The organism is Antribacter sp. NEAU-D49, assembly GCF_057158775.1.
This window is the reverse complement of record NZ_JBXTSN010000003.1, coordinates 235,276-260,341: the sequence shown is the minus strand read 5'-3', so window position 1 is coordinate 260,341 and position 25,066 is coordinate 235,276. Positions and strand designations below refer to the sequence as shown.

20 protein-coding genes are annotated in these 25,066 nt (G+C 69.9%); 12 read left to right on the top strand and 8 right to left on the bottom strand.

Features of this window, described 5'->3' with window-relative positions:
- The first annotated feature begins 1 nt into the window (after nucleotide 1).
- The 4 genes from AC060K_RS04540 (at nucleotide 2) to AC060K_RS04525 (ending at nucleotide 4,142) form a co-directional block, all read left to right on the top strand.
- A complete protein-coding gene (locus tag AC060K_RS04540; protein WP_483764267.1) occupies nucleotides 2-1,648 on the top strand; it encodes a molybdopterin-dependent oxidoreductase in 1,647 nt (548 codons plus the stop codon).
- Between the two features lie 132 nt (nucleotides 1,649-1,780).
- Entirely contained in the window at nucleotides 1,781-3,223 is a 1,443-nt protein-coding gene (locus AC060K_RS04535; RefSeq protein ID WP_483764266.1) for an MFS transporter, read from the top strand.
- Nucleotides 3,224-3,255: 32 nt separating this feature from the next.
- Nucleotides 3,256-3,612: a PadR family transcriptional regulator gene (locus AC060K_RS04530; RefSeq protein ID WP_483764265.1), complete on the top strand. Its 357-nt coding sequence runs from the start codon at nucleotides 3,256-3,258 to the stop codon at nucleotides 3,610-3,612.
- A complete protein-coding gene (locus AC060K_RS04525; protein ID WP_483764264.1) occupies nucleotides 3,609-4,142 on the top strand; it encodes a hypothetical protein in 534 nt (177 codons plus the stop codon). Before AC060K_RS04530 ends, AC060K_RS04525 begins: the two co-directional genes overlap by 4 nt.
- A gap of 2 nt (nucleotides 4,143-4,144) precedes the next feature.
- Here AC060K_RS04525 and AC060K_RS04520 read toward each other — a convergent pair whose 3' ends face one another.
- Nucleotides 4,145-4,639, bottom strand: coding sequence for a DUF3817 domain-containing protein (locus AC060K_RS04520; protein WP_483764263.1), 495 nt, complete (start codon nucleotides 4,637-4,639; stop codon nucleotides 4,145-4,147).
- Between the two features lie 110 nt (nucleotides 4,640-4,749).
- Here AC060K_RS04520 and AC060K_RS04515 point away from each other — a divergent pair, with 110 nt between their 5' ends.
- Nucleotides 4,750-4,971, top strand: coding sequence for a hypothetical protein (locus tag AC060K_RS04515; RefSeq protein WP_483764262.1), 222 nt, complete (start codon nucleotides 4,750-4,752; stop codon nucleotides 4,969-4,971).
- Nucleotides 4,943-5,308 (top strand): type II toxin-antitoxin system PemK/MazF family toxin, encoded by a 366-nt coding sequence (locus AC060K_RS04510; protein WP_483764261.1) that lies wholly within the window; start codon nucleotides 4,943-4,945, stop codon nucleotides 5,306-5,308. Before AC060K_RS04515 ends, AC060K_RS04510 begins: the two co-directional genes overlap by 29 nt.
- Before the next feature lie 143 nt (nucleotides 5,309-5,451).
- Here AC060K_RS04510 and AC060K_RS04505 read toward each other — a convergent pair whose 3' ends face one another.
- Complete coding sequence (locus AC060K_RS04505; RefSeq protein ID WP_483764260.1) at nucleotides 5,452-5,607, bottom strand: hypothetical protein; 156 nt, start codon at nucleotides 5,605-5,607, stop codon at nucleotides 5,452-5,454.
- On the opposite strand from AC060K_RS04505, the gene ileS reads away from it, so the two are divergent.
- Nucleotides 5,606-8,896: an isoleucine--tRNA ligase gene (ileS, locus tag AC060K_RS04500; RefSeq protein WP_483764259.1), complete on the top strand. Its 3,291-nt coding sequence runs from the start codon at nucleotides 5,606-5,608 to the stop codon at nucleotides 8,894-8,896. The two genes, AC060K_RS04505 and ileS, sit on opposite strands and share 2 nt — an antisense overlap.
- Before the next feature lie 76 nt (nucleotides 8,897-8,972).
- Here the strand turns inward: ileS and AC060K_RS04495 are convergent, their stop codons facing one another.
- Complete coding sequence (locus AC060K_RS04495) at nucleotides 8,973-9,173, bottom strand: hypothetical protein (RefSeq protein ID WP_483764258.1); 201 nt, start codon at nucleotides 9,171-9,173, stop codon at nucleotides 8,973-8,975.
- Between the two features lie 152 nt (nucleotides 9,174-9,325).
- Here AC060K_RS04495 and AC060K_RS04490 point away from each other — a divergent pair, with 152 nt between their 5' ends.
- Nucleotides 9,326-9,634 (top strand): hypothetical protein, encoded by a 309-nt coding sequence (locus AC060K_RS04490; RefSeq protein ID WP_483764257.1) that lies wholly within the window; start codon nucleotides 9,326-9,328, stop codon nucleotides 9,632-9,634.
- Nucleotides 9,635-9,710: 76 nt separating this feature from the next.
- On the opposite strand, the gene AC060K_RS04485 is transcribed toward AC060K_RS04490, so the two are convergent.
- From AC060K_RS04485 to AC060K_RS04470, 4 genes are all read right to left on the bottom strand, one after another.
- Nucleotides 9,711-10,856, bottom strand: a complete 1,146-nt coding sequence (locus AC060K_RS04485; RefSeq protein WP_483764256.1) for a Fic family protein — start codon at nucleotides 10,854-10,856, stop codon at nucleotides 9,711-9,713.
- A 120-nt stretch (nucleotides 10,857-10,976) separates the two neighbouring features.
- Complete coding sequence (locus tag AC060K_RS04480) at nucleotides 10,977-13,763, bottom strand: ATP-dependent helicase (protein ID WP_483764255.1); 2,787 nt, start codon at nucleotides 13,761-13,763, stop codon at nucleotides 10,977-10,979.
- Nucleotide 13,764: 1 nt separating this feature from the next.
- Nucleotides 13,765-16,500 (bottom strand): site-specific DNA-methyltransferase, encoded by a 2,736-nt coding sequence (locus AC060K_RS04475; RefSeq protein WP_483764254.1) that lies wholly within the window; start codon nucleotides 16,498-16,500, stop codon nucleotides 13,765-13,767.
- The gene (locus AC060K_RS04470; protein ID WP_483764321.1) at nucleotides 16,490-19,627 is read right to left on the bottom strand and encodes a BPTD_3080 family restriction endonuclease; all 3,138 of its coding nucleotides are present in this window, start codon (nucleotides 19,625-19,627) and stop codon (nucleotides 16,490-16,492) included. Before AC060K_RS04470 ends, AC060K_RS04475 begins: the two co-directional genes overlap by 11 nt.
- A 120-nt stretch (nucleotides 19,628-19,747) precedes the next feature.
- Between AC060K_RS04470 and AC060K_RS04465 the strand changes: the two genes are divergently transcribed.
- The 3 genes from AC060K_RS04465 to AC060K_RS04455 all read left to right on the top strand — a co-directional run bounded on the left by AC060K_RS04465 (nucleotide 19,748) and on the right by AC060K_RS04455 (nucleotide 22,846).
- Entirely contained in the window at nucleotides 19,748-20,071 is a 324-nt protein-coding gene (locus tag AC060K_RS04465) for a helix-turn-helix domain-containing protein (protein WP_483764253.1), read from the top strand.
- Nucleotides 20,072-20,077: 6 nt separating this feature from the next.
- Complete coding sequence (locus tag AC060K_RS04460; protein WP_483764252.1) at nucleotides 20,078-21,037, top strand: HNH endonuclease; 960 nt, start codon at nucleotides 20,078-20,080, stop codon at nucleotides 21,035-21,037.
- A gap of 975 nt (nucleotides 21,038-22,012) precedes the next feature.
- Nucleotides 22,013-22,846, top strand: coding sequence for an aldo/keto reductase (locus AC060K_RS04455; protein ID WP_483764251.1), 834 nt, complete (start codon nucleotides 22,013-22,015; stop codon nucleotides 22,844-22,846).
- 102 nt (nucleotides 22,847-22,948) lie between these two features.
- Here AC060K_RS04455 and AC060K_RS04450 read toward each other — a convergent pair whose 3' ends face one another.
- Nucleotides 22,949-23,437, bottom strand: a complete 489-nt coding sequence (locus tag AC060K_RS04450) for an N-acetyltransferase family protein (protein ID WP_483764250.1) — start codon at nucleotides 23,435-23,437, stop codon at nucleotides 22,949-22,951.
- Between the two features lie 72 nt (nucleotides 23,438-23,509).
- Here AC060K_RS04450 and AC060K_RS04445 point away from each other — a divergent pair, with 72 nt between their 5' ends.
- Nucleotides 23,510-25,054, top strand: coding sequence for a glycosyltransferase family 39 protein (locus AC060K_RS04445; protein ID WP_483764249.1), 1,545 nt, complete (start codon nucleotides 23,510-23,512; stop codon nucleotides 25,052-25,054).
- Nucleotides 25,055-25,066: the final 12 nt, after the last annotated feature.

Here is a 25,066-nt window from a genome sequence, read left to right as displayed (position 1 = left end):
GGTGAAGCAGACTCCCTGGTGGGCGGTCGTCGCCGGCGTCGTGACCACCGGTACCGGACTTGCCGTCGCCGAGCTCGTCGCCGCCGTCGTCGCGCAGGGCTCCAGCCCCGTGTTCGCGGCCGGCGCCGCCGTGGTCGACGGGGTCCCCGCCTGGCTCAAGGACCTCGCGATCTCCTGGTTCGGCACCGCCGACAAGGCGGTGCTGCTCGGGACCATGGGCGTCGTCCTCGCGGCGGGCGCGGCGCTCGCGGGCGTCCTCGAGCTCCGTCGGCCTCCTCTGGGCGCGGGACTCGTGGGGGCGGTGGGCCTGGTCGCCGGTGTGGTCGCCGTGCTCCGGCCCGGGGCCACGGTCCTGTGGGCCGTCCCGAGCCTCCTCGGCGTGGCGGTCGCCGCGGCCCTGCTGCGCGCGGCGTCGGCGAGGCTGCGCGGCTGGGCGGGTGCGGCGCCGTCGGGCACGGGTGGTACGACGCCGGACGCCCCCGCGGCTGCACCGGCTCGCCCCGGCGCCATGCCGCAGGCGCCCCGCCCGGGTGCGGCGCTGGACCGGCGTCGGTTCCTCCTGGTGACGGGTCTGTCGGCCGCGGCGGCGGTCGTCGCGCTGGGTGCGTCGCGGGCGGTGTCGGTGGCGGCGCGCACCGTGGACGCCGTCCGCGGTGCGCTGCGGCTGCCCGCCGCGGCGAGCGTCGCGGCGCCGGTCCCGGCGACCGCCGACCTCGCGTCCGCGGCGGCGACCGGGACGGTGGACCTGGCGCCCGCGGCGCTCGACGGGCTCACCCCGTACGTGACGCCCAACGCCGAGTTCTACCGGATCGACACGGCGCTGCGCGTGCCGCAGGTGGACCCGGCGGAGTGGTCGCTGACCGTGACCGGCCTGGTCGACGAGCCGTTCACCCTGACCTGGGACGAGCTGCTCGCCCTCCCGCTCGAGGAGCACCACGTCACGCTCGCGTGCGTCTCCAACGAGGTGGGCGGCGACCTCATCGGCAACGCGCTGTGGCTCGGCTACCCCGTGCGCGAGCTCCTGGCCCGAGCCCGGCCCCGGGCAGGCGCCGACATGGTGATGTCGCGGTCCGTCGACGGCTTCACGGCCGGGACCCCGCTCGACGCGCTCACGGACCCGGACCGCGCGTCCCTGCTCGCGGTCGGCATGAACGGCGAGCCGCTCCCCGTGGACCACGGCTTCCCCGCGCGGCTCGTCGTGCCCGGTCTGTTCGGCTATGTGTCCGCCACGAAGTGGGTCACCGAGCTCCGGGTCACGCGCTTCGCCGACGACGAGGGCTACTGGACGCCCCGCGGCTGGTCGGCGCTGGGACCGGTCAAGCTGCAGTCGCGGATCGACGTGCCGCGACCGGGCGGCACGGTGCGCGACGGCGTCGTCGCCGGGGTGGCGTGGGCGCAGCACACCGGGATCTCCGGTGTGGAGGTCCGGGTCGACGACGGGCCGTGGCGCCCGGCCGAGCTCGCCGCCACGGTGGGTCCCGACACGTGGCGGCAGTGGTGGGCCGTGCTGGACGACGTCGACCCGGGCGAGCACAGGCTGCAGGTCCGGGCCACGGACGCCGACGGCCGCGTCCAGACCGCCGGCGAGGCGCCCCCGGCGCCCGACGGCGCGACCGGGCACCACACGGTGACGATCCGGGTCGGCTGAACGGGTTGACCTCGACCTCGGTCGAGGTTCTAGCGTCGTGGAGAGGCGCACGGCGGTGCACCGGCGATGAGTTCCGGGCCGCCGCGTCGTCGTATCCCGTACAGGACGCACCATCCGAACGGAGCCACCCCCATGTCAGAGCACGACCAGCCCGAGCCGCCTACCCTGGCGGACCGGTTCACGTCCACCACCGTGGTGCCGGAGGATGCTGCAGCGGGCGAAGGCGGGGATGCGGGGGGCGCGCCGGATGCGCCCCGCCTCCGGTTCGCCGACCCGGAGGTCCGCACCTTCGTGCAGCTCCTCGTCAACGTGCTGCTGGTGTCGGTGATCAACTACACCGTCTGGTTCGCCATCACGTTCTACGTGTACCTGCAGACCGGGTCGGTCTTCGCCACCGGCGTCATCTCGGGCATCTTCCTGCTCAGCACGGTCGCGACGGGCATCTGGTTCGGCAGCCTCGTGGACCACCACCGCAAGAAGACGGTGATGCAGGTGTCGGCGGTCGTGTCGCTGGCCGCGTACGTCGCGTCGTTCGCGCTCTACCTGACCACCCCGGCGAGCGAGTGGCAGGACCCGGCGAGCGTCCGCCTGTGGCTGTTCGTCGTGCTGCTGATGACCGGCGTCATCGCGGGCAACGTCCGCGGCATCGCGCTGCCCACGGTGGTGACCGCCCTGTTCGACGAGGCCCGGCGCGACCGCGCCAACGGCCTGGTCGGCACCGTCATGGGCATCTCGTTCCTGGTGACGTCCGTGATCAGCGGCCTGCTCGTGGGGTCGAGCGGGATGCTGTGGGTACTGATCCTGGCGGTCGGGATCCTCGCGGTCGCGATCGTCCACCTGCAGCTCGTCCGGGTGCCCGAGGCGCTGTCGCACGCCGCCGCCGAGGGCGAGAGCAACAAGGTGGACCTGCGCGGCACCATCCAGGTGGTGCGCGTCATCCCCGGCATGGTGGCGCTCATCTGCTTCGCCGCCGTGAACAACCTGCTGGGCGGCGTGTTCATGGCGCTCATGGACGCCTACGGCCTGTCGATGATGTCCGTCCAGGCGTGGGGGCTGGTCTGGGGCGGCCTGAGCGCGCTGATGATCGTGGGCGGGCTGATGATCGCCCGCACCGGCCTGGGGTCCAACCCTGTCCGCACCATCCTCCTGGTGAACATGGTGACGTGGGGCGTCACGATGATCTTCCCGCTGCGGGACTCCGTCATCTGGCTCGTTGCCGGGCTCGCGGTCTACATGGTGGCGATGCCGTACGTCGAGGCGTCGGAGCAGACGGTGCTGCAGAAGGTGGTGCCCTACGAGCGGCAGGGACGCGTGTTCGGCTTCGCGCAGAGCGTCGAGCAGGCGGCGTCACCGCTCACGGCGTTCCTCATCAGCCCGCTGACCCAGTTCTTCTTCATCCCGTTCATGTCCGACGGCGCCGGCGCGCGCTGGATCGGCAGCTGGTTCGGGACCGGGCAGGAGCGGGGGATCGCGCTCGTGTTCGTCCTCACCGCGGTGCTGGGCCTGCTGCTGACCGGGTACGCGCTGTCGAGCAAGTACTACCGGCTGCTGAGCAGGCGATACCAGGAGGGTTGACCGGATAGGTCGCCCGGCGATATATATCGCCTATGGCACCAGCGTTCCGCATGACCGAGCAGGCCTACCTCGTCCTGCTCGCCCTGACCCCCGGGCCGCTCCATGGGTACGCGGTGATCCAGTCCGTCCGCGAGATCTCCGGCGGGCGGACGGTCCTGGCCGCTGCCACTCTCTACGGAAACCTGGACCGGCTCGTCGCTGCCGGACTCGTCGAGCCGGCCGGCGAGGAGGCGGTCGACGGGCGGCTGCGCCGGTACTACCGCCTCACGCCGGACGGTCGCCGGGCGGCGCAGGAGGAGACGAACCGCCTCGCGGAGCTCGCCTCGCGTGGCTCGCGGGCGCTCGGTGCGCCGGGGGCGGCCCCGGGTCTCGCCGGGGGCCTCGCATGACCCGCTTCGAGCGGAGTGCCCGGTTCTGGCTCAGGGCCTACCCGCGCCGGTGGCGCAACCAGCACGGCGAGGAGTTCCTCGCGGTCCTCGCGGACCTCTACGGGCTGCCCGACGACGCCGTGGCCGCCTCACGTCTCCCGCTCGCCGAGGTGCTGGGCTTGCTCCGAGCGGGCTGGGGGCTGCGGTGGCGGGAGCGTCCGCCGTTCTGGCGCTGGCTGCTGTACCGGCTGCTCGACCGGAGGCTCCCCGAGCGGTACTGGTGGTGGGTGGTGGACGACATCCAGGGGCCGCTCTTCTTCCTGCGGTACCGGGGTCCCAACATCGGGGTCGTCCTGGTGCTCGTCCTCTGGCAGGCCAGCATGTTCGCCGCGAGCCCTGCCCGCCTGCCGTCCTGGTACTACGTGGTCGTGCTCTCGGGGCTCGTCCTGTCAATCTTCCTGACGCGTCGGATACTCGTCCGCCAGGCCTGGCGCAGGCACGTCCTCAAGGGCAACATCCCGCCGTCGATGCGTCCCGCAGCAGCGGCGTAGACCTACGCGCCCCACTCGCTCGGTGGGCCGAGCACCAGCAGCACGCCCACCACGACGGCGACGGCCACGACCATCGCGGCGCCGAGGAGTACCGGATGGGCGAGGAGGAAGCGCAGCGCGGCGCTGACCCACGTCGCGTCGCCGGGGTGGTCGGTCTTCTCCCGGCGCCAGCCGCCCTCCAGCAGGCCTCGGCGCTCGAGCCGGAGGTCGAACGGGATCGTCGCGAACGGCACGACGGCGGTCGCCACCGCGGCCGCCGTCTGTACGGCGCCCCACCGCTGGTTGACGCCCACGAGGGCCGCCGTGAAGGCGTACGCGACGAACACGGTGCCGTGGACCGGGCCGGCGACCTGGACGGGCCAGTCACCCACCTGGACGAGGTACTTCAGCACCATGCCGAGGATGAGGAGCGCCCACGTGACGGTCTCGGCGACGGCGAGCACGCGGTAGAGGCGGCGCGGGGTGAGGGAGGCTGCGGGTGCGGAGGTGAGGGACACGCCCCCATCCTCGCAAGCCGGGCGGGCTACAGCGAACTAGTAGCAACGATGGTATGACCCCTAGCATGACCCCTGGTTCGAAGAGTAGGATGCCAGGTATGAAGGTAAGTGTGAGCATCCCCGACCAAGACTTGCAGTTCTTGGACAACTTCGTCGCGGAGGAGAATCTGGGCTCCCGGTCCGCGGGCGTTCAGCGTGCCATTGGTGCGCTTCGGCAGATGGCGCTCACCTTGGAGTACGAGGAGGCCATCGCCGACTGGTATGACTCCGGCGAGGCCGAGGTATGGGACGTGACCGTGGGAGATGGGCTGGACTCAGATGCGTCGCGGTGAGGTCTGGTATGCCGATCTCGACCCGGTACGTGGGTCGGAGGCCAACAAGATCCGGCCGGTCGTGATCGTTTCCAATGACGCGTACAACCTGGCGGCGCGGCGGGTCGGCCGCGGAGTTCTGACGGTTGTCCCTCTCACGAGCAACGTCAAGCGGGTGCTGTCGTTCCAGGTTCTGGTGAAGAAGTCAGGGTCGGGTCTGAAGGTCGACTCGAAAGCTCAGGCGGAGCAGCTCCGGGCCGTCGACATGGCACGGCTCGTTGAGCGGGTCGGTCGGCTGTCGACGGAGCAGATGGCAGAGCTCGACGATGCGATGCTCCTGCACCTCGGGATCTCCTGACGCCGAAACCGGGTTGCGCGGCTCGGTACCATGGAGCCACAGGCATCGACCCGGCTATCACCGGTGAGCCTCCGGAAGAACAGGACCGAAGACCCGGGTGACGCGACCTCGCGAGGCGAGCGACCGGCGTCGGGCGGAGGTCCCTAGTAGAACCGGACGGGGAGGCCCGTCACAGCCGTCAACGAGAGGCGGGCGCGAGCCCGCAAGCGGGGTGGTACCGCGGCGCGCTCCGGCGTGTCGTCCTCGCAGCAGAGCACCACCGAGTCGTCCACCTGCTGCTTCAGGAGCCACCCGAACATGGCGCACTATCCGCTGCACCGCGACGCCGACGGCGTCCCCGCCTCGCCCGACCTGCCCGCGCTCGAGCGCGAGGTCCTCGACTTCTGGGACAAGGACGGCACGTTCCAGGCGTCGATCGACCAGCGCGACGCCGGCGCGGACGGCGCCAACGAGTTCGTCTTCTACGACGGCCCGCCCTTCGCCAACGGCCTGCCGCACTACGGCCACCTGCTGACCGGTTATGCCAAGGACGTGGTGCCGCGCTACCGCACCATGCGCGGCCAGCGCGTCGAGCGCCGCTTCGGCTGGGACACGCACGGCCTGCCCGCCGAGCTGGAGGCCATGAGCCAGCTCGGGATCAAGACCAAGGACGAGATCGTCTCCCTGGGCATCGAGAAGTTCAACGCGGCCTGCCGGTCGTCGGTGCTCAAGTACACGGACGAGTGGCGCACGTACGTGACGCGCCAGGCCCGCTGGGTCGACTTCGAGAACGACTACAAGACGCTCAACCCCTCCTACATGGAGTCGGTGATCTGGGCGTTCAAGTCGCTGTACGAGAAGGGGCTCGTCTACGAGGGCTTCCGCGTGCTGCCCTACTGCTGGAACGACCAGACGCCGCTCTCCAACCACGAGCTGCGCATGGACGACGACGTGTACCAGGTGCGTCAGGACCCGGCCGTCACGGTCGGCTTCGGCGTCACGGGCGCGCCCGAGGGCGGTCCGCTGGCCGACGGCGACCTGCTGCTCATCTGGACCACGACGCCGTGGACGCTGCCGTCCAACCTGCTCGTCATGGTGGGGCCGGACGTCGACTACGTCGTGGTGGAGTCGTCGTTCACGGGCGCCCCGCGGCGGTACGTCCTGGGCGAGGCGCGGGTGGACGCGTACGCGCGGGAGCTGACGGACGAGGGCGCCGACGCGCCGCGGGTCGTGGCGCGGCTCAAGGGGTCCGACCTGGTGGGCGTGCGCTACACCCCGCCGTTCTCGTACTTCGAGGGCCACGAGGGGGCGCACCGCGTCGTCGAGGCCGACTTCGTCACCACCACCGACGGTACCGGCCTGGTCCACAACGCCGGCGCGTTCGGCGAGGAGGACAAGCAGGTCAGCGACCGCGAGGGCGTCGAGCCCGTCATCCCCGTCGGGGCCGACGGCCGGTTCGTCTTCCCGGTGAGCGACTACGCCGGCGTCCAGGTGTTCGACGCGAACGCCCTGATCATCGACCACCTCAAGGCCCGCACGCGGGGCGCCGGTGACGGGGAGGCGGCGGCGACGACGTCGGGCACGGTGCTGCTCCGTCGTGAGCAGTACGCCCACTCGTACCCGCACTGCTGGCGCTGCCGGCAGCCGCTCATGTACATGGGCGTGTCGTCGTGGTTCGTCGAGGTCTCGACGTTCAAGGACCGCATGCTCGAGCTCAACGAGCAGATCACCTGGGTGCCTGACCACATCAAGCAGGGCTCGTTCGGAAAGTGGCTCGAGAACGCCCGCGACTGGTCCATCACACGGAACCGGTTCTGGGGTTCGCCCGTGCCGGTGTGGAAGAGCGACAACCCGAAGTTCCCGCGCGTCGACGTGTACGGGTCGTTCGAGGACATCGAGCGCGACTTCGGCCGGCTCCCGCGGGACGCGGACGGCAACCCGGACCTGCACCGGCCGTTCGTCGACGACCTGACGCGTCCCAACCCGGACGACCCGTCGGGCCGGTCGACGATGCGCCGGGTCGAGGACGTGCTCGACGTCTGGTTCGACTCCGGGTCCATGCCGTACGCCCAGGTGCACTACCCGTTCGAGAACCGCGAGTGGTTCGAGCACCACTACCCGGGCGACTTCATCGTGGAGTACATCGGCCAGACGCGCGGCTGGTTCTACACGCTGCACGTCCTCGCCACGGCGCTGTTCGACCGTCCCGCGTTCGACACCGCCGTCTCCCACGGCATCGTCCTCGGGTCCGACGGCCGCAAGATGTCCAAGTCGCTGCGGAACTACCCGGACGTCAACGAGGTCTTCGACCGCGACGGGTCCGACGCGATGCGCTGGTTCCTCATGGCCTCGCCGATCCTGCGCGGCGGCAACCTGGTGGTCACGGAGGAGGCCATCCGCGACGCGGTGCGGCAGGTGCTGCTCCCGCTGTGGAGCACGTACTACTTCTTCACGCTGTACGCCAACGCCGCCTCGGGGGCCGACGGCGGCGCGCGGCTCGGGCAGGGGGTCACGCCCGAGCGCGTGAGCGGCCTGCCCGTCATGGACCGGTACCTTCTGGCCCGGACGCGCGGGCTGGTCGCCACGGTGACGGAGCAGCTCGACGGGTACGACATCGCCGGGGCGTGCGAGTCGGTGCGCCAGTACCTCGACGCGCTGACCAACTGGTACGTGCGTACGCAGCGCGACCGGTTCTGGGCCGAGGACGCCGACGCGTTCGACACCCTGCACACGGCGCTCGAGGTGCTCACGCGGGTCATGGCGCCGCTGGCCCCGCTGCTCACCGAAGAGGTGTGGCGCGGGCTCACGGGCGGCCGTTCGGTGCACCTCACCGACTGGCCGTCGCTCGTGGACGGCCCGGGCTTCGTGGGCGACATGCTGCTCGCCGACGACGCGCTCGTGGACGCCGTCGAGTCGGCCCGTGCCGTCGTGTCGCAGACGCTCGCGCTGCGCAAGACGAACAAGCTGCGCGTGCGCCAGCCGCTGCGGGGGCTCACGGTGGCGGTGCACGACCCTGAGGGCGTCGCGCCGTTCGCCGGCCTGCTCGCCTCGGAGCTGAACGTCAAGGACGTGCAGCTCGTGAAGTTCTCGCCCGACGTCGCCGCCGAGTTCGGCGTGACCGAGCGGCTGGCCGTGAACGCCCGCGCGGCGGGGCCGCGCCTCGGACGGGGCGTGCAGTCGGTCATCAAGGCTGCGAAGGCGGGCGCGTGGACCAAGGCGGCCACGGGGGCCGTCGTCGTGCAGACCGACGACGGCGACGTGCCGCTCGAGGAGAGCGAGTACGAGCTGGCCACCGTGGTGGCCTCCGGTGACTCCGCCGAGGTGGCCGCGGCGGTGCTGACCGTGGGCGGGTTCGTGGTGCTGGACCTGGCGCTCGACGACGCGCTGCGCGCCGAGGGCTACGCCCGCGACACCGTCCGCGACGTGCAGGACGCGCGCAAGGCGGCAGGCCTGCAGGTGTCCGACCGGATCGCGCTGGCGCTGACCGTACCGGCCGAGTTCGTGGGTGCCGTCGAGGCGCACCGCGACCTGGTGATGCGGGAGACGCTGGCGGTGTCGCTCGAGGTGACGCCGGGGGCGGAGCGGGCGGTGACGGTGGCGAAGGTCTGACGTGCCTTCGCGTCGCGGAGTTGTCAGAGGCTCTCCGGCCTATATGCCGGAGAGCCTCTGACAACGTGGGCGGGTGTCAGTGGTCACCCCGCGACTCGGCCAGCAACTCCTCGGTCGAGAGTCGCGACCGACTGGGCCGGGTGACGAGGTCGCGCCAGCCGGAAGGCTGTGCGGCTGGACGCTCGGCGAGCCCTTGGATAACGAGGTGCTCCAGGGGCTCCGAGGCCGGGTCGGCCGGCCCAGCCGGGTCGGGTTGAGTCATGGGCTCGTCGTGCATGCTCATCACCGTACGCCCAGCCTTCTCCGGTGACGGGTGATTTCGCCTGCCCGGCGGGTCCGGGCCGACACGCCGGTCGTACCGTCGACAGGTAGGGACGGGCCGGGTTCGACAGGCCTACCCGGACGTCCTTCCCACGAGTAGGTGGGCAGATGAGGCGCGTGATCATGACGTGCGCCGTCGCCGCAGGACTGACGCTGGGTGGCGGGATGTCGGCACAGGCGGGCGAGACCAACGGGAACGGTGACCCGATCCCGGGTGCGCACATGGCCAGGTCGGCCTGCGCGTTCTCGGGGCAGGACCTGCCGGACTCGATGGAGCCCCAGCCGCCGGAGTTCAACGACGACTTCGTCACCGACGGACACGTCCAGAGCTACGGTCGGTGGGTCAGCCACGGGTTCAAGGCGTCCGTTCCGAGCCCCGGCGAGGCGTGCCGCGGCAACCTCGAGTTCGAGGAGTAGCAGGCTGCCCGACGGCGGGCCGGGCCGCCGCTGCGCGGGTACTTGCGTGGGGCGGGCCGGGCCGCCGTCAGGTCGCCTAACGGCGTCGGAGCTGCTCCGCGTAGTTGTCGAGGACTGCGAGAATCCCCCCGTGCTGCCACACCCGGTTGCGCTGCAGTCCGGTCCTTTCCTCGAGGACGCCGGCTTCGGCGAGCTGGGTGAGGGCCCGCTGGGCCGTCATCTCGCTCAAGCCCACGTGCTGCGAGAGGAACCGTGCGTTGACGACAGGGTGGGCCACGAGGTGCGGTAGTACCTTCCACCCCGCAGCCTGCGGGCGCAGCCCGGCGAGCTTGGAGCGGGAGTCGTCAACCTGAGCGGCCAGGCTGTCCACGAGACGTGCGCCCGACGTCGCCGCGAAGCGGCTTGCGGCGGTGAACCGCTCGACGATGGGCCGGGCGTCCCCTGCGCGATAAGTGCCCAGAGCGTCGAAGTAGGCCTCGGTCTCCTTCAGCAGCCCGGCCGAGACCGGCGCCGTGGTGCTGGTCAGCACTCCCTTTGCCTTGAGCAGGGCATGCACGAGTGCCCGCCCTGTGCGTCCGTTGCCGTCAGCGAATGGGTGGATGGTCTCGAACTGGGCGTGGGCAACGGCCACCTGAACGAGGACGGGGAGGTCGTCTCGGCGGAGGAACTGGATCAAGTCGTCCATCGCGGCGCGGACCAGCTGCGGCTGAGGACCCACGTGGGTCGCCCCCCGAGGGCTGATGCTGCTGCTGCCGACCCAGACAAGTCCGTCGCGATAACGGCCGGCGTGCTCTTCCCAGCCGCGCTGGCGGGAGAGGAGCTCGGCCTGCATCGCGAGGATCGCGTCGTCGTCGAGGCGGTCGGCGAGCGTGAGTGCAGCCTCCATCGCGCGGACATTGGCCACGACGACCTTGGCGTTCTCGCTCGTGGACTGATCGATCTCGGCGAGAGCGAGCTGCCGGGCGCCTACCGTTAGGTTTTCGATCTGCGAAGAAGATGTCGACTCGGTGCGAAGAAGGATGGAGCCCATGGGGCCGAGCGTCGGGCTCGTTGCACCGAGGAGGCCGCGCGCGTACGAGTCGAACCGGGCGAGCGCGGCTGCGGCTTCCTCAACGTCTGCGGCGAGGTCCGCCGGAAGGGTGGGCTGGTAGCGCTCGATCCGAGGCGGGACGGTCGATCGATAGGGTCCGGAGGCGGCGCTGAGCTGGGCGCGAGTAACCATGCCGTTGGTCTCGGCGACCCAGTGGTGGTCTTCGTGTCCGACCGGTTCGATCGGGAGGGGTGCGAAGGGGCTCCGATCTGTTGTCACGGGGCTACCTTACTAACAGTTTCATCCAAAGTGTTAGTAAGCGGGTTGGTGATTCGGCGGTTGCGTCCGGCACAGGCCCGCTAGGTCGCAGGTGTCGCAAGCGCTGGACCACACCGGCAGACGGGCGAGTTCGTTCCTTCGCAGCGCCTCACCAGCGTCACGGATACGGCCCCGGACGTCCTCCAGCAGAGTGTCCTGGACCTGCTCGCGCACGTTCTTGCCGTCGGGGTCGAGGTTGAGTACCTCGACGAGGTCCGCGTCGGTCCCGGTGAGCTCCGCATAGCCGACCGCGTAGACATGTAGCTGGTCCCGCGTGACGTCTTCAGCCTGTGCGCGTTCCGACGACTTGAAGTCCACGATCGACACCTCGTCGGTCTCGATCCGCTTCACCAGGTCGATGCGTCCGTCGACGGTGATGCCGGGTGCGATGTGCACCTGGATCTGCTTCTCCGAGTGGATCGTCCGCTCGAGGTCGCCGCCGTGCTTGTCGAGGTAGCGACGCAGCGACTTCTTGGCCGCGTCCTGGAGCTGCTCACGCAGGGCCGGGTAGGCGTACGGCGTGTGCAGGTGCCGGTTCACGAGCTGGTCCACGTCGTCGGCGGTGGCGATGTCGCCGGCGAGGGCGCGCTTGTGCATCTCGGCGAGGGCGTCGTGCAGTCCCTTGCTGTACCCGAGTGCCTCGTGGATCGGCGGGTTGAACCCGTACAGGAAGCGGAGCTTGAACTGGTACGGGCACTCGAAGAGGAACTTCAGCTCGGAGAAAGAGAGCGTGACCTGCGGCGTCTCGAACTTGGCCTGCGGAGTCAGACGGGGTACGTCGGTGGGCAGACCGGCATCGGCCGTCGACACGTGCGCCACGGCCGTGACGTCCTTCAGGAACTCCGACGGCTTCTGGTACATCGTGCTCTCGCCCGGCGAGTACGAGAGGTACAGGTACTTCTGCGCGCGGGTCACGGCAACGTAGAAGAGCCGCCGCTCGTCCTCGTTCGTGCCCTTGTACCGGTCGGGGTCGTGCACGGCGGTGTCGGGGATGACGTGGAACACGCCCAGCCCGCCCTGGCGCTTGCTCGGGAAGCGGTTCTTCCGGAGGCACGGGACGAACACGGCGGGCCACTGCATGCCTTTGGCCCGGTGCACGGTCGAGATCGTCACGGCGTCGGGCGTCGCGTAGCCCGCGTCGGCGTCCGCGTCGTCGTAGTAGCCCGGCGCCTGATGCTCCAGCCAGTCCACGAAGCCCCGGTACTTTTGCTCGGGCGACGATGCGAAGTGGATGGTCTCGAAGTCGGAGATGACCTGGCTGAACTTCCCGAGCTGGTAGAAGACGAGCTCCCCGCGGACCGGGTCCCCCGGGATGGTGTCCTCGCGGACACCGACTGCCTCCAGCGCAGCCAGGTAGACACGCTGGATGTTGTAGTTGCTCCACCGCTCGCCCTGGTCGAACCGCCCGCCCTCGTTGAGGACCGCCAGCAGCGGTGCGAGCGAGTATCCGGGCGGCGTGAGACGACCCAGCGACCAGACGTGCTCGAACTCGGCGCGGCCCAGGTCACCGACGAGGTAGCGGAACATCGCCGCAACGGCCTTGACCTCAGGGGCGTCGAAGAGCCGGGTGAGCCCCTTGACCATGTACGGGATGCCCCGGCGCTCCAGCTCCGCGACCACGGGTCCGGCGTCGCGGGCGACCGAGCGCAGGAGGATCGCCATGTCCGACCAGGACATGCCGCGCGGCGCAGAGTCCGGGTTGTCCTGGAACGCGACGCCGCGCAGGGCCTGGATGCGGTCACAGATCCAGCGCGCCTCGTCGTCGGCTCTCGCGTGCTCGAGTGCCAGGATGTCGCCCCGTCTCCACGACTGGTGGGACGCGTACTGCATCGACTTGGCGAGCCGGTGCGCGGGGGAGATGCTCTCGGCGATCGCCTTGCCGACGGCCACGACGCCGTCCGTGGAGCGGAAGTTGTCGGCCAGGGTGACCTGGCGGACGCCGTCGTACCGGTCGGCGAACGAGATGATGTTGGCGACCTCGCTGCCGCGCCACTGGTAGATCGTCTGGTCGTCGTCGCCTACCACGCAGAGGTTGGCGCCGTACCGGACCAGGGCGCGCACGAGGCGCTCCTGGAGCGGGTTCACGTCCTGGTACTCGTCGACGACGACGTAGCGGACGTCCTGCTGGACGTGCTTGAGGAGGGTGTCGGCGTGGGCGTCGCCCTCGTCGGACTCGAGGAGCTGGACGGCGAGCTCCAGCATCGTCGTGTAGTCGAAGAAGGCGCCGCTGCGCAGGAGCGTCTTGTAGGCGTACTGCGACTGGATCACGCCGGCGGGGATCAGGGCGGGGTCCACCTCGTCCTCCGCGAGGACGGACAGCAGCTGCATGTACAGCCGGGAGTGGATGTAGCGCCGGAGCTTCGGGGTGCCCGACGACGTGGTGGGGCAGTCGGTCAGCCCCGACCGCTTGCTGTTGCGGTCGATGAACAGCCGCTGCGTGATCTCGGAGAGCACGGAGTACTTGAACGTCTCCGGCACGTACGTCTGGAGCAGGTTCAGGCAGTAGGCGTGCATGGTGCCCACGAACATCTCGGCGAGCCCCGTGGTGCTGCCCTGCTGCTCGGCGACGAGGCCCAGGACGCGGTCCTTGAGCTCCGCCGCCGCCTTCTCCGTGAAGGTGAAGGCCACAATGTTCGCCGGCGTCACGCCGGGCAGTGCGAGGAGGTCGGCGATCCGCTGGGAGATCACCTGCGTCTTGCCGGAGCCCGCGCAGGCGATGATCTGCAGGGGCTCGTCGAGGCACTCGATCGCCTCGCGCTGTGCCGGGGTGTAGGTCGTCATGTCACTCCACCGTGAAGACCTTCATGACCTCGTCGCCGTAGTCGTTGATGACCTTGACGGCGATCTTGCCGGTGGCGGGCTTGTCGAACGGGCGCGACGTCGTGTCGTAGAGGGTGGCCCACGCGTCGGCGTCGATCTCCGCCTTGAGCGCGGTCTTGAGCCGCTTGAACGGGTCGTTGCCGCCGGTGAAGTAGCCGTGCCGGACGAAGAACGACTCCTCGTTGTAGTTCGTGTCGATCATCCAGAGGGCGATCTTGCCGGTGTCGTCGCTGCGGACCTCACCGGTGGTGGGGTCGTAGACGTCGACGCCGCGCAGCTCGACCGTGAGGGTGCCGTCGCCGTTGTCCGTGAGGTCGATGTCGGGCTCGCCGAAGACCGTGAACAGGTTGCCCGCGCCGGTCTTCTTGAGCGCCTCGCCCATGAGCAGGTCCACGTTCATGCGGACCAGCAGCGCCTTGACCCGGCCGAGCGACCGCTCGCCCGCGATGTCGAAGCCGTCCCGCGACGCCTCGACGGTGACGTTGTCGTCCTCGGTCACGCCGGTCGCCTGTGGGTCGAACGCGAAGCCGAGCACGCACAGCAGGTCCGCCTCGCCGCGGATCGCCTCCCGCGCGGCGTCCTTGATGAACTGCGTGCTCACGGTCCCGTACTGCGGCCCGACGGCGATCGCGACCCGCCCGGGCGCGCCCGTCACCTCGGTCTGCCCATCCGTTCCGCTGTCCGACGGCGGTCGCGGCGTCCCGACCGCCTGGACGTACAGGCCGGGGAAGCGGTCGACGGACGCGAACTCGATGCGCTCCGCGCGCCGACCGTTCTGGATACCGGCCTTGGCGAGGTTGTCGAGCACGGTCTGCTCGAACGTCGGGGCGTCGGCGTCCTCGGCGGCCGCACGCTCCGACGCCGGCTCCTGGGCCTCGCCGCCCGCAAAGGCGAGCGAGCGGTGCGGGCTGAGCGACTCGACGGTGAACGGGCCCGACACCCGGGCGACGTTCTTGTCGAGGTACGGCTTGTCGTAGAGCAGCTCGTACTCGGCATGCCGCTTGATCGCCGCGTCGATCTCGGCGCGGGACATCCCCTCCTTGATGTCGGGGTTGTTGGCGATCGACTTGAGCGTGATGTGCTGGACGCGCTCGTAGACGAAGCCGTGCCGCAGGTCGTTGGTCGTGGCGGCAGGGGGCATCGGCTTGCCCGACGCGCGCATCTCCGCCTCGCGACCCTTCTCGCTGTCCGCGAGCAGGTAGTACGGGTAGGTCGCGCCCATGAGCCGCTGGCGGGCGAGGGTCAGCGCGACGCGGGAGGTGTCGATCGTGATCCAGCGGCGGCCCCACTGCTCAGCGACGTACGCGGTGGTGCCGGAGCCGCAGGTGGGGTCGAGCACGAGGTCGCCTGGGTCGGTGCACATGAGCATGCAGCGTTCGATGATTCTGTTGCCTGTCTGAACAACGTAGATCTTTTCACCACCGCTGCCCTGCTGAACGTCTTCCCAAAGGTTTGTCACAGCGACAGCGGGAAAATCATCGTAATATCGGATGTAGCGCAGGTTGCTGCCTGACCGACCGACCCTTCCGGCACGGATGAGCCGCTTCATTCCGATTTCGTTGGTCTTCCAACGAGCTTGCATCGACGGTCTAAAGACGGCGCCTTCAAACTCCACAGGGAACCAAGAGGCTGCACCCTCGCCCTTTTCGCGACCTGCGCTCTGGCTGGTGAGGATTGTCAATTGTACGAGAGGGCCGGGCGCCGTTCCTGTCCTGACCGTCTGCTCGCGCTCCTCGGCCGTTATCCTGCGGAGTTTCTCTGAGGCGTCAAACATTAGGTCGTATCCCATGGTGCCGTCAGAAAGCCGCTTCAGACGGTAGGGCTGGCGAAACTTTGCATACTCTCGGCGACGCGCAAACCAGAGTACAAAGTCTGTTGTGCCACCCAGAAACTCCGTCGTTGCCCCAGAAGCCTTCTTCAGAGTTACTTGGCTGACGAAGTTCTCGCTTCCGAACACCTCGTCCATCAGCGACCGCACCAGGTGCACGTTCTCGTCGCCGATCTGGACGAAGCACGAGCCGCTCTCCGTCAGGAGGTCTCGCGCCACGATCAGCCGGTCCCGCAGGTACGCCAGGTAGGAGTGGATCCCCAGCTCCCACGTGTCGCGGAATGCCTTGATCTGCTCGGCCTCGCGGGCGGCGTCCTCGACCTTGCCGTCTTTGACGTCGCGCTTTCGCGCCGACGCCTGCCAGTTCGACCCGAACTTGATGCCGTACGGCGGGTCGAGGTAGACCATCTGCACCTTGCCGCGCAGGTCCTCGCGCTCCGACAGGGACGCCATGACCTGCAGCGAGTCGCCCAGGATCATGCGGTTCGACCAGTTGGCCTGGTGCCGGTAGAAGTCGATCGCGTCGAGTTCGTCCAGCCCGTCGAACGCGTCGAAGAGCGTCAGCTCCGGCTCGTCGGCCCCCGAAGCGGCGGTGGCACGCAGGTTCTCGACCAGCACCCGCGGGTCGATCTTCTCCTGGATGTAGATCGGCGGGGCGTCCGCGACGAGCTCGGTCACGTCCTCGTCGTACTTGCCGCGCCACACGAGCTGCGGGTCGAGCGAGGGATCGCGCTCCAGGACCACCTGCGGGACGGCCGACTCCGTCGGCACGAAGTCGTGCGCGTCCGCCGTGGGGATGTTGACCCGGGTGTCGCCGTGGTGGAACGAGTCCACCGGCTTGGGTCCCGTCGGCTTGCTGCTACGCGCCACGGCGCGCCTCCCGTTCCACGATGTCGAGCAGGTCTGGGTCGCCGACGATCGGCCGGTCGGCGTAGTGCAGGTCGATGGCCTCGCGCACGCGGTCGAAGAACAGGGCCTTGTCCAGGCCCACCTCGAGGTAGCCCCAACGACCGAAGCCGCCGTGGTTGTTCACCGCGGCGCACCACGAGTCGCGAGCGGTCGAGGCCTTGACCTGCGTGGGCCCCGGCGCCTTCTGCCCGCCGGAGACCTCGACGATGAGGTACCGCTGGACGTCGTCGTCCCGCTGCCGGAGCCTGAGGACGAAGTCCGGCAGGTAGTCGTGCGAACGGCCCTTGTGGACGTATGGGATGGTGAGCCCGAGGTGGTCGTTCTTGACGTACGCCTCGACGTCGGCGATCGACTCGCAGACGTTCGCGAGCTCGTCCTCCCACGTGTTGCCGTCCTTGCCGTCGAGCACCACGTGGGAGACCTCGGACTTGACCGTTTCGCGGGTCTTCTTGCGGGTGTCGAACGACACCTCGCCCGTGTGTCCCACGGGGTCGAACGTGCGCAGGACCGGCCGGATCACCGGGCGCCGGTTCTCCGTCTGGCTCGTCAGCGACGCGTTGATGTGGTCGGCGAGCTCGGCCTGGGCCTCGACGAGCCGCAGCGCGTTGAACGAGTAGCCGGTCTCGACGCGGACGTTCCGCTCGATCCACTCCCGGCACAGGCCGGCGAGGCGAGGGAACAGCCACGGCCGCCGGTCGCCGTCGTCGCCCTCCTGGGTCCGCAGGTGCGTGTCGATGAGACGCTTCGCGACCAGGTAGGCGAGCTCTTGCGCCCGGAGGTCCGTTCTGTCGCCGTCCTCCAGCTCCGCCGTGCCGACGATGCCCGCGCTCTCCGTCCAGCGCGGCACGGTCGACGCGCCGACGACGAACGGCCGGGCCGCGGCGTCGTCGAGCCACACGTCCTCGTCCGGGATCTCCAGCCGGTACCCGTCCAGCTTGGGGAACTGGATCCGCAGGTCCTCGCGGCCCTCCACGGAGTGCACCCACACGGCCGGCGGCTTGGGTGCGACGTCGGGCGTCTCGCCCGTCGTGGGGATGAACGAGAACGGGATGCCGTAGATGCTCGCGTACTCCGGCTCGAACCGACCCTCGTCGTTGAGCGCGTACGAGCGGCGCCGCAGGCCGCGACCCACCACCTGCTCGCACAGGAGCTGTGACCCGAACGCGCGCACGCCGAGGATGTGGGTCACGGTGTTGGCGTCCCAGCCCTCGGTCAGCATCGACACCGACACGACGCATCGCACGTGCTCGCCGAGCATCCCCTTCTTGCCGACGGTGTTCATGACCTCGCGGAGGAGATCTGCGTCCGTGATCGACTCGACGTCGCCACCGGGATTGCGGCGCCGGAACTCCGCCTTGAACGCCTCGATCTCGGCAGCCGCGTCGGCCTTGAAGTCGCCCGACAGCGTCTCGCCGGACTCGAGCTGCGCGGAGTCGACGATGATGGCGGGCGGCCGGGGCGCGGGTGCGCCGTCGACCACGTTGCTGAACAGGGGCAGGTTGCCGGTCCGGTGGACCACCGAGCCGTCGCCGTGCAGCGCCGGGCTGCCGTCCGGGCCGAGGACGGGTCCGCCGGCGACCCAGTCGTAGATCAGCTTGGAGACGATCGTGTTGTTCGCGACCACGATGTACACGGGTGGCGGCTCGCCCAGGTCGCGCAGGTGCGTCACCCACTGCTCGTAGGCCCGTTCATAGCTGCGATACAGGCTGCGCAGCGCGCCCTCGAGCTCCTTGGGCGGAACCCAACCGGACGAGTCCAGCGCGGCGGCGGTCTTGCGCCTGGGCAGGAGCCGGCCGACGTGGTCCCAGAGGTGCAGGTAGGTGACGCGCTCGTCGGCCGCGTCGTCGTCCACCGGGGTGCGTGGCACCTTGACGAGGCCGGACTCGATGGCGTCCATGAGCGAGAAGTCGCTCACCACCCAGGGGAAGATGTAGCCCTCGGGGTAGCCGGACGCCTTGAGGTAGAAGGGCGTAGCCGAGAGGTCGTAGACCGCCTTGATCCCGACCCGCTTCGCCACCCACTGCAGGCCCGTGAACCAGACGCCCGCCTCCCGGTTGGCCTCCCGCTCCTCCTTGGTGAGGTCCTCCGCCAGGTCGGGGTTGTACCGGTAGCAGTGGTGCGCCTCGTCGTTGAGCACCACGATCTCGCTCGTCGCCGAAGTGCCTCGGCCCGTCGGCAGCGTGAATCCGCGCAGCACGCGAGAGACGACGGCGTCGGGCGACTCCCGGAACGGGTCGTCCGGCGAGTTCGCCGCGTCCCCGAGGAGGATCTGCCTCGTCGTCCTGCTGACGCCCTGGATCTCCTTGGCATCCCGCGGCAGGAACGAGTGGTAGTTCGTGATGACGACCTGCGCCTCGCGGAGGGCGGCCTGGTGCTGCGGCGGGATGAGGTCGCGCACCTCGTAGTAGTTGCCGGGCTCACCCGGGATAAGGACACGCAGACGGTCGCGGATCGTGATGCCGGGGGTCACGACGAGGAACCGCTTGGAGAACCGGGAGTCGCGCGGGCTCTGGACCTTGTTGATGGTCTGCCAGGCGATGAGCATCGCCATGACGACGGTCTTTCCCGAGCCGGTCGCCATCTTGAGCGCGACGCGCGGCAGGCCCGCGTTGTGCACGTCGTTCTCGGCACCGAGCCGGCGGCGCCAGTCCGTGTTGCCGGCGCGGCCAGCCGCCTCGGCGAGGTAGATCGCCGTCTCCACGGCCTCGCGCTGGCCGAAGAGGACGCGGTTCTCGCGCGCGGGATCGGCCCAGTGCTCGAGGAGCGTGCGGGTCAGCGGGGTGACATGTGAGTAGCCGCGTACCCGCCAGAGCTCGACCTCGCGTCTTAGGTCGTTGATGAGGGAGTTCTTCTCGCGGCGCTCGCCCGTGACGTCGAAGTCGAGCTCGTCCTGGACGGTGGCAACCCTCGCGGCGGCCTGGCGCGACTTCCTCGCCTGGGCGATGGGGATCAGGGACTCGCTCGGGCGCCGGCCTTCAACGATGCGGCCCGTGGGGCCGCCGGGTCCCATCTCGAAGTGCCGCGCGGGCGCGTCGTACGGGCCGTTGAGGATCGGGTTGGCCAGAGCTGCTACAGCGTCGTCGCCCACTGCCACCTGTCTTCTGCCCCCGGGATGATCCGTGCTTCGTGGGCCTGGTGTTGCAGCCATGCAAACAAGGCCATGTATACATGGCAGACACTAGCTGACCTCGGCGGCGACGGTTGCCTGGTGTCCCGTGAACGCCCGCTCGAGAAGCACCTCGCGCTGGCGCTCGCCATGCGGCTGAGGGACCGTCGGGAGGCTGTCGGCCTCACCCAGGAGCGAGTCGCCGAGCTCGCGGGCATGAGCCGGAACCACTACCAGCTGCTGGAGTCAGGGCTGTCGGACCGGGCGAAGAAGACGCCGGCGAACCCGCGCCTCTCGACCCTTGCGGACCTGTCGAAGGCGCTCGACTGCCCGGTGCCGGAACTCGTCGACATCTTTCACCCTCGGCCCGGCGATCCGGGGTTCGAGTACGACGGCCACGCGCCGTCGTCGGCCGACGACGCCTAGCGTCGCGTGGAGACCGCATACGTCGGCGTGACCGACAACGGCTGGGCCTCGTTCCTCGCCGACCGTCCGCACCTCGACGAAGTCAACTTCTGGCTGCCGTCGCCGTCGGCCACGTTCAAGCGGATCGGGCGCGGAGAGCCCTTCCTGTTCAAGACGCACGCACCGCACAACCGGCTCGTGGGCGGCGGCTTCCTCACCGAGTACCGCGTGCTCACGGTCGGTGAGGCGTGGCGGTTCTTCGGCGAGGGCAATGGCGTCGCGTCCGAGGCGGCACTGCGCGAGGCGATCGTGCGCTTCCGGTCGCGTTCGGAACGCCCGGTCCTGCCGGGGGAGGACCCGTACATCGGCTGCATCCTGCTCGACGGTGTCTTCTTCGTCTCCGAGGAACTCACGCTCGCGGCGCCCCCAGACTTCGCCGGCAACATCGTGCGCGGCAAGGGCTACCCGCTCAAGGCCGGCTCCTACGTGGAGCAGGCGCTGTGGAGCCTCCTTGAGCGCAGCAGCGGTGTGCGGCTGCCCGACGCCGGCACCGGTCTCCCGACCGTGATCCCTGGCCCGCTGTTCCGCGACCAGCGTCAGCTGGTGCTCGCGCGTGCAGGGCAGCGAGCGTTCCGTGCAGCGGTGACTGCCGCTTACGACCGTCGGTGCGCGATCACCGGCTCACGCCTGGTACCCACCCTGGAGGCCGCCCACATCCGCCCGGTCGCGTCGGACGGTGAGAACCGCGTCGACAACGGGCTCCTGCTCAAGTCGGACGCTCACAAGCTGTACGACCTGGGATACCTCAGCGTCGGCACGGACTTCCGCCTGCACGTGAGCCCGGCGCTCCGGCGGGACACCGGGAACGGGGACGAGTTCTACCGCCGCGCGGGGGAGTCGCTCCTCGTGCTGCCGGAGCGGAAGGCCGACCTGCCGAATCGCGACGCGCTGGAGTGGCACATGGACTCGGTCTTCCGGGCGGCGTGAGCTTCACGCCCGGACTAGAGTTGTTCGAGCGAGGGGCAATAGCTCTGAGAAGCGAACCGCAGACCCGTCCGGACGGTCGTGGCGCTGGGGTTTCGCGCTGTCTACAAGGACAGCATGGTCTTGCCTCGCGGGCGACTGCCGTCTCGGTGTAGCCTCGTGTATGCGAGGGGCAATAGCCCCGAGAAGTGAGCCCGGGAGCCCGCCCTTTTGACGGGTAACCCGGGCTTCGCGCTTTCATCGACAGTCGATCTCGATGAGGCGCAATACCAACGGTTGGATCTTCTCGCGCCACGTGCCCGCCGCGTTGCCAGCACCACGCCACCGCATCGGGTGTCCAGATGAGGGGTTCGCTGTGTCGATCGACGTGGTCATACCTGATGTCGGTCTTTAAGAGCTCCTCGTAGAGCCAGCGGCGGTCCTGGACCTCAAGGCTCTCGTCGCGGTCTAAGACGAGCATCTGGGCGTCCGTCTCGACGGCGAGCTGTGCAGCGGCTCGGATGCATGCTTGTCGCGGGTTGTTGCCCTTGGACGTCGGCGCCCAGATGACGGCCGCGACTACTCCGTGCGTGAACAGGGCGCGGATCACGACGTCGCGCTGCGCATCCGTGGTGCCATGAAAGTGGATGCTTCACCGCCCGGGACCACGGATTTCACGGAGTGCATGGCGCAGCCTGTGCACCTGGTGCGAGGGCACAAAGGCCAGAGCTACGACGTAGCCTCGCGCCTTCGACTCGTCGAGATACATGTGCGCGTTCCTCGTAGGGCGGCGGGGTTCTCGGACGCTGGCGTGATGCTCACCTTCTCGGTTGGGTTGGGCAGACCGGCCGCGCAATGCACGAAGGCGAGTCCCCGCTCCAGGGGCCTCGCCTTCCGCCCCAACTCTAGGTGAGGCCGCGGTCGATGTCGCTGGTGGGTCTCGCGTCCCACCAACGTGGCTGACCGTCCGTGCGACCAGGTCCGCGGCAGACTGGACCTGTGACGACTCCCACGATCACCCTGAACAACGGCGTCCAGATCCCTCAGCTCGGCTTCGGCACGTACAAGCTGCCGCCCGAGTCCACCCGTGACGCTGTGCTGTGGGCGTTCGAGGTGGGCTACCGGCACGTCGACACAGCGCAGATGTACCGGAACGAGGCGGCGGTCGGCAGGGCGGTGCGCGAGTCGGGCCTGGCGCGCGACGAGCTGTTCGTCACCAGCAAGCTGAACAACGCGTTCCACCCGCGCTACGAGGCGCTCGCGGCGTTCGACCGCACCCTCGACGACCTCGGCACGGACTACGTCGACCTGTTCCTCATCCACTGGCCGCTGCCCGCTCTCGGCCGGTTCGTCGAGGCGTGGGGCGCGCTCGAGGAGATCCTCGCGTCGGGCCGGGCGCGGGCGATCGGCGTCTCCAACTTCCAGCCGCACCATCTCGAACGCATCCTGGCCGAGGGCAGCGTGGTGCCGTCGGTCAACCAGGTCGAGATCCACCCGTGGTTCGTGCAGGACGAGGTCCGGGCCTACGACGCCGCGCACGGGATCGCCACGGAGGCGTGGTCACCGCTGGGCCGCGGACGGGTGCTCGAGGACCCGGTGGTCGCCCGGATCGCTGCTGACCTGGGGCGCACTCCGGCCCAGGTGGTGCTGCGGTGGCACCTCCAGCGCGGCGACATCGTGATCCCGAAGTCCGCGACGCCGGAGCGGATCGTCGAGAACTTCGGCGTCTTTGACTTCGAGCTGGACGCCGACGCCATGGACGCGATCACCGCTCTGGACCGCGGCGAGCGGACGGGTTCCCACCCGGACGAGGAGAACCGTACCGACCGGTAGGACGGTCTTTGCGACCAGGTACGTGTTCCCCCTCTGAGCGTCAGAGGGGGAACAGGCGCCTGGTCGAGGAGTCCGGCGGCCGGCGCTCGAACCCGACGGCCCTCACCGCACCATCCGCACGGCCGCGATCCCGCCGAACGACTCCCCGGAATCCGCTGCACCGTCGGTGCGGAAGCCGTTCCGCTCGTAGAACGCCCGCGAGCGCGGGTTGTGCTCCGCGGCCCACAGCTGGGCGGGCATGCCGGGTGGCAGCACGGCGTCGAGCAGCGACTGCCCGATCCCAGTCCCGTGGTACGCCTCCAGCACGTACAGCGTGTAGAGCTCGAGGTCCCGCACGGGCGCGAAGCCGTAGTTCTCGCGGCCCGGTCGCGCGAACGCGAGCCCCACGATCGCGCCGTCCACCTCGGCGACGGTAGCGTCGAGCCCGCCGTCGAGCCACTGCCGCCAGTTCTCGGCGCTGCGCTCCGCCGACGCCCGCTCCCAGAACGCGTCGTCAGCCATGCCGGTGTACGTCTCGACCCAGGACTGGAAGTGCACACGCCCGCACTCGTCGGCGTCGGCCGGGACGGCCTTCCGGAGGGTGAAGTCCACGCCGGGAGCCTATCCGCCCGGCCTGGCGTGCCGCCCTGGCGCGCCCCGCCGGGCCCGCGTACGGTCCGCACCATGGCGGTCGCCGCAGACTCCCCAGGCCCTCGCCGCCCGACGGCGGAGCTCACCTCGCGCTCCCTGCCCGCCTTCGCGTGGGTGCCGGTCCTGAGCGCGGTGGTCGTGGTGGGTGTGGTGCTCACCGCGCTCAGCGGTCAGTACGGGTACCACCGGGACGAGCTGTACTTCCGCATGCTGTCCCCGGCGTGGGGCTACATCGACCAGCCGCCGCTCACGCCGCTGCTGGCGCGCGCGCCTACGGCCCTCTTCGGGGAGAGCGTCGCCGCGCTGCGAGTGCCGGCCACGCTGAGCCTGATGGCGGCGATCGTGGTGGTCGCGCTCCTGGCACGAGAGCTCGGCGGCGGCCGCGGCGCCCAGACCCTCGCCGCCTGGGGCTTCGGCACGGCGGCGTCTCCGCTGATCTTCGGGCACACGCTGCTCACGGCGAGCCTCGACATGGTGGTGTGGCCTGCCGTCGTGCTGCTGGTGGTGCGCGCGCTGCTGCGCGGCGAGCCGCGGTGGTGGATCGCCGCCGGGCTGGTGACTGGCCTCTCCCTGTACAACAAGCTGCTGATCGTCGTGCTGCTCGGGGCGATCGTCGTGGGGCTGCTCGCCGTCGGCCCGCGGCGGCCGCTCGCGACCCGATGGCCGTGGCTGGGCGCGGCCACGGCCGTGCTCGTCGGCCTGCCCAACCTGGTCTACCAGGCGACGAACGGCTGGCCGCAGCTCGCCATGGGCGGCGCGCTGTCCGAGAACAACGCCGCCGACGTGCGCGCCGACATGTGGCTCTACCAGCTCCTCACCCTGGGCCCGCCGCTCGCCGTCGTCTGGATCGTCGGACTGGTCGCGCTGTGGCGCCGGCCGGCCTGGCGAGTGCTGCGGTTCCTCGTGGTGGCCTATCCCGTGATCCTGGCGTTCGTGTTCGCCGGCGGAGCGCAGATGTACTACGCGTTCGGCCTGGTGACCGTGCTGTTCGCGGCGGGCTGCGTCGTGGTGGCGGACTGGGCCGCGCCGCCGCCGGGCGGCCGGGCGCGCGTCGGCCGGCGGGTCGCGGTGGTCGCCCTCGTCGTGCTCAACGCGGTGCCCTCCGCGTTCATCGGCCTGCCCCTGGTGCCCGTGTCCGAGCTCGGGGAGACCCCGATCGGGGAGATCAACCAGACCGCGCGGGACGCCGTCGGCTGGGAGACCTACGCGCGGCAGGTCGCCGACGTCTACGACGCGCTCCCGGCCGAGGATCGGGCCGCCGCGGTGATCCTCGCGCAGAACTACGGCGAAGCGGGCGCCATCGCGCTGCTCGGGCGCGAGCACGGGCTGCCCCGGCCCTACTCGGGGCACAACGCCCTGCACAGCGACGGCCCGCCGCCCGACGACGCGCGCGTCGCCGTCGTGGTCGGCGGTACCGCGGCGGGCTGGTCGCGCTTCTTCGCGTCGTGCACGACGGAGGGCGTGCTCGACAACGGCGTGGGCGTGGACAACGAGGAGCAGGGCCAGGAGATCGTGGTGTGCCGTGAGCCCGCGGGCGGCTGGGCGTCGGTGTGGCCGGAGCTGGCGCACCTGGACTGAGCCCGACGGCCC